Annotated in this window: 12 protein-coding genes and 1 pseudogene; 5 read left to right on the plus strand and 8 right to left on the minus strand. The window is 71.0% G+C overall.

Annotation, left to right across the window (positions count from 1 at the left end):
• Window positions 1-706: helicase-related protein (locus KBZ04_RS09530; protein ID WP_261351033.1), on the plus strand; the 706-nt coding region annotated here is incomplete at its 5' end.
• Between the two features lie 8 nt (window positions 707-714).
• On the opposite strand, the gene KBZ04_RS09535 is transcribed toward KBZ04_RS09530, so the two are convergent.
• From KBZ04_RS09535 to KBZ04_RS09545, 3 genes are read right to left on the minus strand one after another with little or no spacing between them, the layout of a single operon-like run.
• Window positions 715-1,848 (minus strand): DUF3153 domain-containing protein, encoded by a 1,134-nt coding sequence (locus tag KBZ04_RS09535; RefSeq protein ID WP_254991713.1) that lies wholly within the window; start codon window positions 1,846-1,848, stop codon window positions 715-717.
• Window positions 1,841-2,737: an acetylglutamate kinase gene (gene argB, locus KBZ04_RS09540; protein ID WP_254991714.1), complete on the minus strand. Its 897-nt coding sequence runs from the start codon at window positions 2,735-2,737 to the stop codon at window positions 1,841-1,843. The genes KBZ04_RS09535 and argB overlap by 8 nt, the downstream gene beginning before the upstream one ends.
• Window positions 2,734-3,309: a DUF2854 domain-containing protein gene (locus KBZ04_RS09545; RefSeq protein WP_254991715.1), complete on the minus strand. Its 576-nt coding sequence runs from the start codon at window positions 3,307-3,309 to the stop codon at window positions 2,734-2,736. Before KBZ04_RS09545 ends, argB begins: the two co-directional genes overlap by 4 nt.
• 59 nt (window positions 3,310-3,368) lie before the next feature.
• On the opposite strand from KBZ04_RS09545, the gene KBZ04_RS09550 reads away from it, so the two are divergent.
• On the plus strand, window positions 3,369-3,620 hold the full coding sequence (locus tag KBZ04_RS09550) for a hypothetical protein (protein ID WP_254991716.1): 252 nt from the start codon (window positions 3,369-3,371) through the stop codon (window positions 3,618-3,620).
• 19 nt (window positions 3,621-3,639) lie between these two features.
• On the opposite strand, the gene KBZ04_RS09555 is transcribed toward KBZ04_RS09550, so the two are convergent.
• Window positions 3,640-4,161: a single-stranded DNA-binding protein gene (locus tag KBZ04_RS09555; RefSeq protein ID WP_254991717.1), complete on the minus strand. Its 522-nt coding sequence runs from the start codon at window positions 4,159-4,161 to the stop codon at window positions 3,640-3,642.
• 14 nt (window positions 4,162-4,175) lie between these two features.
• Between KBZ04_RS09555 and KBZ04_RS09560 the strand changes: the two genes are divergently transcribed.
• Both KBZ04_RS09560 and cutA read left to right on the plus strand, forming a co-directional pair.
• Entirely contained in the window at window positions 4,176-4,997 is an 822-nt protein-coding gene (locus KBZ04_RS09560) for a precorrin-6A/cobalt-precorrin-6A reductase (RefSeq protein ID WP_254991718.1), read from the plus strand.
• Entirely contained in the window at window positions 4,990-5,379 is a 390-nt protein-coding gene (cutA, locus tag KBZ04_RS09565; RefSeq protein ID WP_254991719.1) for a divalent-cation tolerance protein CutA, read from the plus strand. The genes KBZ04_RS09560 and cutA overlap by 8 nt, the downstream gene beginning before the upstream one ends.
• Here the strand turns inward: cutA and KBZ04_RS09570 are convergent.
• From KBZ04_RS09570 to KBZ04_RS09585, 4 genes are all read right to left on the minus strand, one after another.
• Window positions 5,315-6,313, minus strand: coding sequence for an adenosine kinase (locus tag KBZ04_RS09570; protein WP_254991720.1), 999 nt, complete (start codon window positions 6,311-6,313; stop codon window positions 5,315-5,317). The two genes, cutA and KBZ04_RS09570, sit on opposite strands and share 65 nt — an antisense overlap.
• Before the next feature lie 41 nt (window positions 6,314-6,354).
• On the minus strand, window positions 6,355-7,668 hold the full coding sequence (locus tag KBZ04_RS09575) for an adenylosuccinate synthase (protein WP_254991721.1): 1,314 nt from the start codon (window positions 7,666-7,668) through the stop codon (window positions 6,355-6,357).
• A gap of 74 nt (window positions 7,669-7,742) precedes the next feature.
• Complete coding sequence (gene psb27, locus KBZ04_RS09580; protein ID WP_254991722.1) at window positions 7,743-8,156, minus strand: photosystem II protein Psb27; 414 nt, start codon at window positions 8,154-8,156, stop codon at window positions 7,743-7,745.
• A gap of 25 nt (window positions 8,157-8,181) precedes the next feature.
• The gene (locus tag KBZ04_RS09585; protein WP_254991723.1) at window positions 8,182-9,975 is read right to left on the minus strand and encodes a proline--tRNA ligase; all 1,794 of its coding nucleotides are present in this window, start codon (window positions 9,973-9,975) and stop codon (window positions 8,182-8,184) included.
• 281 nt (window positions 9,976-10,256) lie between these two features.
• Here KBZ04_RS09585 and KBZ04_RS09590 point away from each other — a divergent pair.
• A pseudogene (locus KBZ04_RS09590) lies at window positions 10,257-10,576 on the plus strand (resolvase); the annotation flags it as partial.

A 10,576-nucleotide genomic window follows, 5' to 3' on the forward strand; every position in this document is an offset into this window, starting at 1 on the left:
GGTGATGGAGCAGCTGGCCACCGAGCTGGAGGGCCTGCGGCTGATCCGCTTCGACCGCGACACCACCCGGGGCCGGGATGGCCACCGCCGCCTGCTGGAACGGTTCGCGGCCGGCGAGGCGGACGTGCTGGTGGGCACCCAGATGCTCGCCAAGGGGATGGACCTGCCCCGGGTGACGCTGGCGGCGGTGCTGGCGGCCGACGGCCTGCTGCACCGGCCGGATCTGCGGGCCTCGGAGCAGTGCCTGCAACTGCTGCTGCAGCTCGCCGGCAGGGCCGGCCGCGGCGAACGACCCGGTGAGGTGCTGGTGCAGACCTACAGCCCCGACCATCCCGTGATCCGGCACCTGGTCGACGGCCGCTACGGGGCCTTCCTGGCGGAGGAACTGGAGCTGCGACGCCAGGGCGGCATGGTGCCCTTCGGTCGGGCCTGCCTGCTGCGGCTGGCCGGTCCCACCGCCAGCGGCACCGCCACCGCCGCCGCCGCCCTGGCCGAACGGATCCGGCCGGCCGTGGAGCGGGCCGGCTGGGTGCTGATCGGGCCGGCGCCCGCCCCGGTGGCCAGGGTGGCGGGCCGCAGCCGCTGGCAACTGCTCCTGCATGGCGCTGGCACGGCGACGCTACCCCTGCCCCCCGACGGCGAGCTGCGGCAGGCCCTGCCCCCGGGGGTGAGCCTGACGATCGATCCCGACCCGCTGGAGCTCTGAGCCCGGTGTCAGGCCGGCAGTTCGGGCAGGCCGAAGCCCAGCCTGCGCCGGATCGCCTGCAGGGCCAGCACCAGCGGCAGGGCCAGGCCCACCGCCGTCGCCCCCAACCCCAGGCCGCTCCAGCGCCAGCAGCGCAGCTCCAGCACATTGAGCTGGCCCGGCTGCAGGGGCCAGATCAGCTGAAGGGGCCCCTTGCCATCCCCCGGAGGAGCCTGAACCGGGGTGGCGGGAGCCGCCTGCCGCACGGCCGCGGGCCGCACCGGGGCGAGGACCAGCGCCAGATCCAGTCCTGGGATCCCCTCGAGCGGCTGCAGATCGAGCTCCAGCAGCAGGTGCTGGCGCACACCCACCAGCCAGTTGCGCTCCTCCCAGCGGACCACCGGAGCGGCCAGGGCGACACCACTGAGCTGGCCGGCCAGCTCCAGGCTGCCCGTCAGGGCCGCGAGCGCCTGGCGCGCCGGCAACACCGGCGTGGAGATGAGCTGGTCGCCGCTCCCCCCCCGCCCGTGGAAGGGACCGGGCGAGGCCAGCTGGGGCTCGTGCCCCTCCAGCGCGGCGACGAAGCGCCGCTGCCAGGGGCTCTCCGGGCCAGCGTTGCTGCGCAGCTGATGACTCACCTGCAGGCGCCCGGGTCCGTCGAAGCGCAGCTCGGTGCGCACCTCCATGCAGCCCCCCAGCAGGGAGGCCAGCAGCAGCAGCACCACCGCCACCACCACCGCAAATCCCACCGGGGCCCGGGGGGGGCCCACCGGCGGCGGCGGCGGTGGCTCGGGTCGGCGGCGGGAGCGCCGGCTGACGCCGTCCCCGACCCCCTCGAGGGGCGTGGTGCCGGTGAGATCCGGCAGGGTGAGCGACCAGTTGCTGGGGCGGCGCAGCTCCGGGGCCTCAAGCACCATCAGCAGCGCCTTGGCCTGGGCGCGCAGGTTCGGGTCCTGGCAGCGCACAAGGCTGCGGCAGCAGGCGGCGGCCTGGTCGGTGCGGCCCTGGCCCATCAGGGCCGTGGCCATCAGCAGGCGCAGCTCGGCACCGGCGGCGGTGAGCGGCGAACGCTCCTCCTGGAGGGGTTCCAGCAGCCGCAGCACCTGGCCGTACTCGCCCCGGTCCAGGGCCCAGCGGGCCTCGGCCAGCGGATCCTCAGGCATGCAGCAGGCCGGGACTGCCCACCACCATGGTGCCGATGCCGGCGTTGGTGAACACCTCCAGCAGCAGGGAATGGGCCACCCGGCCATCGATGATGTGGGCCGCCTTGACCCCCTGGGCCAGGGCCCGGATGCAGCATTCGGTCTTGGGGGTCATGCCCCCTTCCACCACACCTTCGGCGATCAGCTGGCGGGCCTCCGACAGGCTGAGCTCGCGGATCAGGCTGGCGGGGGCGTTGCGGTCCCGCAGGATGCCGGGGGTGTCGGTGAGCAGGATCAGCTTCTCCGCCTGCAGGGCCGCGGCCAGCTCCCCGGCCACCGTGTCGGCATTGATGTTGTGGGCCAGGCCATCGGCGTTGGGGGCCACGCTGGAGATCACCGGGATGTAGCCGGCCGCCAGCAGGGGGGAGAGCAACGAGGGGTCCACCCGCGCCACGTCCCCCACCACGCCGAGGGTGCCATCGCCCATGGTGCGGGCCTGCACCAGTCCACCATCGCTGCCGGAGAGACCGACGGCCCGGCCCCCCACCCGATTGAGGCCGTTGACGATCTGCTTGTTGACCCGGCCCACCAGCACCATTTCCACCACATCCATGGTGTCGGGGCAGGTGACCCGCAGACCGTCCTGAAAGCGGGGCTGGATCGCCAGTTTCTCCAGCCACTGGTTGATCTCCGGTCCGCCTCCGTGCACCACCACCGGCTGGACACCGACGCAGGCCAGCAGGGCCACGTCGCGGAAGACCGCTTCACGCAGGTCTTCACGGACCATGGCGGCGCCGCCGTATTTGATGACAATGCGGCGGCCGGCGAAACGCTGGATGTAGGGCAGCGCCTCACTGAGCACGGACACCCGCAGGGTGTCTTCCGAACTGATGTGCCGATCGGGACTCAAGGGACGGGGGCGGCAAGGGACGGGTCGGAGGTGGCAGGTGCCGGCAGCAGGCTCAGCGTCAGGCGGCCAGGACCGGCCTGTTGCAGGTCAGCGGCCAGGCCGGGACCGAAGAAACGGCCCAGCCGGTCCTGCCGATCCTGCCAGCGCTCAAACGGCACCCCCTGGCACTCGATCGTGAGACGCAGCCCGTAGCCGCCGCTGGCCTCCAGCTCCTCAACGGCCAGCAGCTGGGGAGGGGAGTCCTCATCCCAGAGCTTGAGGGCTTCGAGGGAACTTTCCAGGTGGGCCTTCTGGCCGTAGCGCCAGCGGGTGACGTCGGCCAGCAGCTTGCGCAGCGGTTCGTTCTCAGGCAACTGACGCAGATCGCGCAGTTGGGCGGCGGGGGTGAGGCGCTCGGCGGGTGGCAGCTCGGAGGACTTCAGGGCCAGCCCCCCCAGCAGGATCGGCACGCCGTAGAACACGCCGGCCAGGCTGATGTTGGGGCTGTCGGTGACGTAGGCGATCGAGCCGATCACGGTGAGCACGGCACCAGCCACGGTCACCAGGCTGCCGGGGGAGAGAAACGCTTGCATCGCCCCATTGTCCAGCAGCGGGGGGCAGGATGGAGCCCCCAAGGCCGCCCGCCAGCCCCATGGCCAGCCATCCCGACCACCAGAGCGACGTCCCCACCGCCAGCAGCGAGGAGTCCGGCGCTGCCGGCGGCAGCCCCTGGAGCGCGGCAGCGGCCCCTTCGACGGCCGAACTGCTCGCCCAGCTGGGGGAGGACCGGCTCTGGCTGCTGCGCCAGCTGGACAGTGGGCGCTGGGGCCCATGGCGACTCGATCTGGCGGCCCTGGAGAGGGAGCTGGGTCAGCTGATCGACCAGGCCGGCGAACGGCTCTGAAGCAGGATCAGGGCCCTGATCAGAAGGGAATGTCGTCGTCGTCGTCGCCAAGGGGCACCAGCGGGGAGGTGTCCCAGACGGGAGCGGCCGCCTCGGCCGGCGCGACGCTGGCGGGGCGCGAGGGGGCCGGGGTCGGCGCCCGGCGCGGCGCTGGGGTCGCTGGGCCGGCGGACGGACGGGGCGCCGGCTGGGGGGCAGGCGCTGGTGCCTGGCTCTGGGCCTGGGGGACAGCCGCGCTGGGTGTGAGGGGATGGAGCCGCGCCAGGGTGAACTCGGCCCGCTTCTCCTTGACCCCGTCCTGCCGGGTGACGGTGTTCATGCGCAGCCGACCTTCGAGGACAAGCCGCTGGCCCACCTGAACCCTGTTCTGGAGGTCCTGGGCGAGATTTCCCCAGCCCACCACCTTCAGCTGGCCAGGGGGGTCATCGGGCCGCAGCCCCTCGATCTGCACGGCCATTTCGGCCACCGGCGTCTGGCTGTCCTGGGTGTAACGCACCTGGGGCGCCTCCAGGACCTCCACCTCCAGCAAGCAGTGATTCACGCCGTCACCAAAAGATGGGAGGCACCATCCTGAACCATCCTCCCCACGGCGGCAGGATCTGGCTGATCGCCGGCACCGGGGAGGGCCCCCCTCTGGCGCAGCAGCTGCTGGCTGGGGGCTGGCATCTGAAGGTGTCCGTGGTGAGCCGGGCCGCCGCCCTGGCCTACGGCGCCCACCCCCAACAGGAGCTGGCGGTGGGGGCGATCGGCGCGTTGCAGGGGCCGGAGGCGGGGGTGGCCGCCGAACTGGTCGAGGCCCGACGCCGGGGCGAGCCGTACACCTGGGTGATCGATGCCACCCACCCCTTCGCCACCCGCATCAGCGCCGCCCTCGCCCTCACCTGCCCGGCCCAGGGGCAGCCCCTGCTGCGGCTGAAGCGGCCCGATCTCAACGCCACCGGCGCCGGGGTCCTGGGCGATGTGGCCAGCCTGGGCGCCCATTGTCGGCCAGGCGAGCGTGTGCTGCTGGCCATCGGCGCCCGCCGCCTGGGCGACGCCGTGGCGGCGGCGCCGCAGGCCCTGCATCACGCCCGCCTGCTGCCCCACGGAGAAGCCCTGGCGCTGGCCCTGGCCGCCGGACTGCCGCCGGGGCGACTGGCCCCCCTGCGACCCAGCGGCGACGGCCGCATCGAGCGGGCCCTCTGCCGCCACTGGCGCATCGAAACGGTGCTGTGCCGCCGCTCCGGCGGCGCCAACGAAGCCCAGTGGCACCGGATCTGCGCCGAACTGGGTCTGCGCCTGCTGCTGCTGGAGCGCCCCCCGGAGCCTGGCCAGGCGGAAGCCCTGCCGTTGGAGGAACTGCTGCAACGCCTGGGCCAGAGTGGCCCCCATGCCTGATGCCGAGCCGATCCCCGTGAGCCTGGTGCTCACCACCGAAGCCGACCGGGAGCGGGCCGAGGCCCTCGCCCTGGCACTGCTGGAGCGGGGCCTGGTGACCTGCGTCAGCCTGCACCCGGTGGTGTCGCTCTACCGCTGGCAGGGGCAGCTGGAGCGGAGCGAGGAGGTGCAGCTGCTGCTCAAGACCAGCACCGGCAAGCTGGAGGCGCTGCGCCGCAGCCTCCTGGAGCTGCACAGCTACGACACACCGGAGTGGATCCACTGGCAGGCCAGCAGTGCAGGCTCCTATGGGCGCTGGTTGCTGGAGCCGCTGCCGCTCAGCCCAGGTGGCGGGCCACCAGCTCCGGCAGGGAGGCCTGGGGACGGGGGCCCAGCTGGGTGACCACCTGGCCGGCACAGAGCGAACCGAGCTGTCCGCAGCGCTCCAGAATCTCGCCGCGGGTGTGGCCGTAAAGGAAGCCGGCGGCGTAGAGATCGCCGGCGCCGGTGGTGTCCACCAGAGGGCCGAGCCGGAACGGCTCGATCGCCAGGGTGGTGTCGCCGCTGAGCAGCAGGGAGCCCCGCTCGCTGCGGGTGAGGGCCGCCAGCTTGCAGCGGCCACGCACCTGGTCGGCGGCCGCTTCGAAGCTGTCGCTCTCGTAGAGGGCGGTGATCTCCGTCTCGTTGGCGAACAGCACGTCGACGTGGCCGTCGACCAGCTCCAGAAAACTCTGGCGGTGGCGCTCGACGCAGAAGGCATCGGAGAGCGAAAGAGCCACCTCGCCGCCACTGGCGCGCATCACCTCGGCGGCGGCGATGAAGGCGCGCTTGGCCTCCTCACTGTCCCAGAGATAGCCCTCCAGATACAGCACCTTGGCCTGGCGCACCATGTCCAGGTCGAGGTCGGCGGGATCCAGGCCCACCGACGCCCCCAGGTAGGTGCACATGGTGCGCTGGGCATCGGGGGTGACCAGGATCAGGCAGCGGGCGGTGGAGGGGCCGCTGCTGGCCGGAGGGGTCTCGAAGCTGGCCCCCACGGCCCGGATGTCGTGGGCGAAGATCGCCCCGAGCTGGTCGTCCCTGACCCGGCCGATGAAGCCCGCCTGGCCACCCAGCTGGGCGATGCCGGCCAGGGTGTTGGCCGCCGAACCGCCGGAGGTCTCGAGCCCCGCGCCGACGCTGGCATAGAGCCGCTCAGCCTGTTCCTCGTCCACCAGGGCCATGGTGCCCTTGGTGAGGCCGTGGGCCCCGAGGAAGGCGTCATCGGCCTGGACGAGGACGTCGACGATGGCGTTACCGATGCCGACGACGTCGAAGCGCTTGGCGGTGCTTGTCAAAGGGAGGGGCGACAGGGGGATGGGGAGGCGCAGGCCTGAGCTCAGACGCTGAGCAGGGCCCGCTTGGGGCCATGGATCGGGTCCTCGACCACGATCGTCTGGTCCCGCTGGGCACCGAGGGAAACGATGGCGATCGGCACCTCCATCAGCTCGGCCAGGAAGCGCAGGTAGGCCATGGCGGTGGGGGGCAGATCCTCCAGGGCGCGGCACTCGGCCGTGGAGCACTGCCAGCCCGGCAGGCTCCGGAAGACCGGACGGCAGCGGGCGAATTCGTCGGAACTGCTGGGGAAGTGGTCGATCCGCTGGCCGTCGAGTTCGTAGGCCACACACACCTGGATCTCGTCCAGCTCATCGAGAACGTCGAGCTTGGTGATCGCCAGGCAGTCGAGGCCATTCACCTGGACCGCATAGCGACCGATGACCCCATCGAACCAGCCGCAGCGGCGACGCCGGCCGGTGGTGGTGCCGAATTCCCCGCCCCGGTCGCAGAGGTGGTCGTTGAGGCTGCCCTCCAGTTCGGTGGGGAAGGGTCCTTCACCCACCCGGGTGGTGTAGGCCTTGGCCACACCGATCACCCGGTCAATCAGGGTGGGGCCCACGCCGGCGCCGATGCAGGCACCCCCCGACACGGGGTTGGAGGAGGTGACGTAGGGGTAGGTGCCGTGGTCGAGATCCAGCAGGGTGCCCTGGGCGCCCTCGAAGAGGATGTTCTTCCGGGCCCGGGCCGCCTCATGGATGGTGCGGGTGCAATCCACCACGTGGGGGGCCAGCCGGCGGCCGTAGGCGGCGTACTCCTCGATCACCGCGTCCGCATCCAGGCCGGGGATCCCATAGACCTTCTCGAGCAGGTCGTTCTTCTCGGCCAAGGGGCCGAGCAGACGATCGCGCAGGCAGTCGGGATCGAGCAGGTCGATCACCCGGATGCCGTTGCGCTGGGATTTGTCGGCATAGGTGGGGCCGATACCCCGGCCCGTCGTGCCGATGCGGCGGTCGCCCCGGCGCTGCTCCATCGCCAGATCCAGCAGCCGGTGGTACGGCATCGTGACGTGGGCCGTGGAGGCAAGCTTCAGCCCGGAGACATCGATCTCCAGCTCCAGCAGGGTGTCGATCTCGCCCAGCATCACCTTGGGATCCACCACCGTGCCCGATCCGATCAGGCAGATGGTGTCCGGATAGAGGATCCCGGAGGGGATCAGGTGGAGCTTGAGGACACGGTCCTCGACGACGATGGTGTGCCCGGCGTTGACCCCGCCCTGATAGCGGACCACGACATCGGCGGAGCGACTCAGCAGATCGGTGATCTTGCCTTTCCCTTCGTCACCCCATTGCGCACCGATGACGACAACATTGGCCAAGGAAACAGCGGCCCGTAGCCGCTTCTAAGCACAAGGGGAGAGCTTCTCAGATCGGGGTCCCCTTCGTCAAAGGTTCAGGCCCCGCGCACCGCGGAAGCTTCAGCTTTCTTGAGCTCCTTTTCCAGCCGGCTGCGCAGGGCATCGGGCAGGGGGCGGTTGGCGTAGCCGGCGTAGTGGGCCGCCAGGGAATTCACCGCGGTCTGCATGGTGGTGAAGGAAGCCAGGCCGTGGATGTCCTGGCGGGGCCGGTAAAGGGCGGTGTAGCCGTTGATCAGCTGACGGGCCTGCAGCTCCGCCTCCTGGTGGGCCGGGTCCTCCTGGGGCAGGGCGATGGTGGTCAGCAGGGTCTGGGCCACGCTGACGGTGTCATCGACATAGTTGCCGCTGAGACCGGCGGTGGCCTGGCTGCAACCGCTCAGTCCGAGACAGAGACACAGGCCGAGGGCCAGAAAGGGACGGAGCAGGCTGCGGCGCAGAAAGGCGACCAAGGAAGGAACGGCGTCTGGAGAAATCCTACGGGGATGCACCCGGCAGCCCGAGCAGGTGGTCGAGGGCGGCGTCGGCGCCCAGCTCCCGCTTGCCCGTGTCGCCGCTGCGGTCCACCAGCTCCACCGTGCGCTGGCCGGCGGCGCGACCCACCACCAGCCGCCAGGGGATGCCGATCAGGTCGGCGTCCTTGAATTTGACCCCGGCCCGTTCGGGGCGGTCATCGAGCAGCACGTCGCACCCACCCGTACGCAACCGTTCGTAGAGCTCCTCCGCCAGGGCCACCTGCACCGGATCCTGGCTGCTGGCAATCACGATGATCACCGTGTAGGGGGCGATCGCCACGGGCCAGCGGATCCCGTCGGCATCGTGGTGCTGCTCCACGGCGGCCTGGGCCAGGCGGGAGACGCCGATGCCGTAGCAGCCCATCCACAGGGGCTCCTCGCTGCCGGCCTCGTTGGTGAAGCGGGCCTCCAGGGCCTCGGAATACTTCCGGCCCAACTGGAAGATGTGGCCCACCTCGATGCCCCGGGCCGCCTCCAGCCGTTGGGAGGGATCGTGGAGGCAGCGGTCACCAGGCTGGGCCGAGCGCAGGTCCACCACCTCAGGGACCGGACAGAGCTCGCCCCAGCGCGCCCCCACTAGGTGCTCGTCGACGCGGTTGGCCCCGCAGACGAACGCCTCGAGGTCGGCGGCGGAGGGGTCCGCCAGGCGCAGCAGCGGCGCCGCCGCCGCAGGGCGCTTCTCGCCCTGGCGCAGGGCTTGGTCCTCCAGATGGGGGCCCAGGAAGCCGAAGGGCACGGGGTCCCAGAGATGGTCGGCCAGCAAGGGCACGATCTCCAGCAGGGCACCGGCGTCGGGACAGCGGGCCGTCACGGCGTTGGCGAGCTTGACGTCGTTGAGCTGCTGGTCGCCCCGCAGGCAGACCAGCACCCCCCGTGGGGGCGCCGCGGCGAAACGGGCCAGCAGCAGCAGCACCTTCAGGGTCTGGGTGGGATCGAAGCCATGGGCGCTGCAGAGCTCCTCGATGCTCTTCTGGGCGGGCGTGGCCAGGGACCGGCAGGCGCCGGCCTCCATGGGGACCGGCACAGCCGGAAGCGAGACGGCCCGCTCCTGGTTGGCCGCATAGCGGCCATCGGGACTGGCCAGGATCAGGTCCTCGCCGGCCTCGGCGGTGACCATGAACTCCTGGCTGGCGGAGCCGCCGATGGCGCCGCTGTCGGCCTCCACCGCCACGGCCCGCAGGCCGCAGCGTTCGAAGATGCGCCGGTAGGCGCCGTCCATGGCGGCATAGGTGCGCCGCAGGCAGGCCTCATCGGCATGGAAGGAATAGGCGTCCTTCATGATGAATTCGCGACCGCGCATCAGGCCGAAACGGGGCCGGATCTCATCGCGGAACTTGGTCTGGATCTGATAGAGGCAGACCGGCAGCTGCCGGTAGGAGCGCAGCAGGTCGGCCGCCAGCTCGGTGACCACCTCCTCATGGGTGGGGCCGAGCCCCAGGGAGCGATCCTGGCGATCGACCAGGTGGAACATGATCCCCTCCCCGGCGGTGTAGCCGTCCCAGCGGCCGCTGCGTCGCCAGAGCTCGGCCGGCTGGAGCTGGGGCAGCAGGGTTTCGAGGGCGTCGATGGCCGCCATCTCCTCACGAACGATGGCGGAGACCTTCTGGAGCACCCGCCACAGCAGGGGCAGGTAGGCGAAGATTCCAGGCGCCAGCCGCCGCATGTAGCCCGCCCGTAGCAGCAGCTTGTGGGAGGTGATCTCCGCTTCGGCCGGGTCGTCCCGAAGCGTCACCAGCATCAGGCGGGAGACGCGCATGGAGAAAGTCCGGATCGGCGCTGGACGCTATCACCGCAGGCCCACGGAGCCAGGCAGCGCAGGGGGCGAAGAGTGAGTCGCCGCAACGGCCTTTCCCGTGGTGCGGGGTCAGCCGCAGGCAAAAAACTCTGCTATGGTCAGCCGCTAGTCCAGTGTGTCCAACACCAGTCTCAATGCTCGCTCACCCTGCCCAGGCCGGTTCACCCGTGGGCGGCCCCACTGCTACGGGGGCCCTGGCTGCTTCGGTGGAGCGCTCAGAGGCTCCGTCGCCGCCCCAGACCCTGCAGGCTGAGCCCGGCGCCGATGCCGAAACCCTCATCGGCATAGACGAGGTGCAGCGTTCCCTGAACCGATCCCGTGCCTCGGTGTATCGCTACACCAACACCGATCCCCGCAACCTCAACCCCCCCTTCAACCCCCGCAAACTCAATCCCGAGTACCGCAGCGATCAGAAGGAGCCCCTCGTCTTCCACCCCCACGAGGTGGCCCGTTTCGCCCGCGACGTGCTGCGCATCAAGGAGGTGACGGTGGAGGTGCTCAACTCCCCCTCCACAGCCACCCAGCAGCTGCTGGCTTCGATCCTGGAGGAGTTGCAGGCGAT

The sequence above is a fragment of the Cyanobium sp. N5-Cardenillas genome (assembly GCF_024345515.1).
In the GTDB taxonomy this organism is placed as follows: domain Bacteria; phylum Cyanobacteriota; class Cyanobacteriia; order PCC-6307; family Cyanobiaceae; genus Cyanobium.

What these genes read in the sequence shown, in the direction of transcription:
- KBZ04_RS09550 (WP_254991716.1), top strand. Translation starts at nt 3,369, where the DNA reads ATGGCCAGCCATCCCGACCACCAGAGCGACGTCCCCACCGCCAGCAGC.
- KBZ04_RS09535 (WP_254991713.1), bottom strand. Translation starts at nt 1,848, where the DNA reads ATGCCTGAGGATCCGCTGGCCGAGGCCCGCTGGGCCCTGGACCGGGGC.
- cutA (WP_254991719.1), top strand. Translation starts at nt 4,990, where the DNA reads ATGCCTGATGCCGAGCCGATCCCCGTGAGCCTGGTGCTCACCACCGAA.
- KBZ04_RS09585 (WP_254991723.1), bottom strand. Translation starts at nt 9,975, where the DNA reads ATGCGCGTCTCCCGCCTGATGCTGGTGACGCTTCGGGACGACCCGGCC.
- KBZ04_RS09560 (WP_254991718.1), top strand. Translation starts at nt 4,176, where the DNA reads ATGGGAGGCACCATCCTGAACCATCCTCCCCACGGCGGCAGGATCTGG.
- KBZ04_RS09545 (WP_254991715.1), bottom strand. Translation starts at nt 3,309, where the DNA reads ATGCAAGCGTTTCTCTCCCCCGGCAGCCTGGTGACCGTGGCTGGTGCC.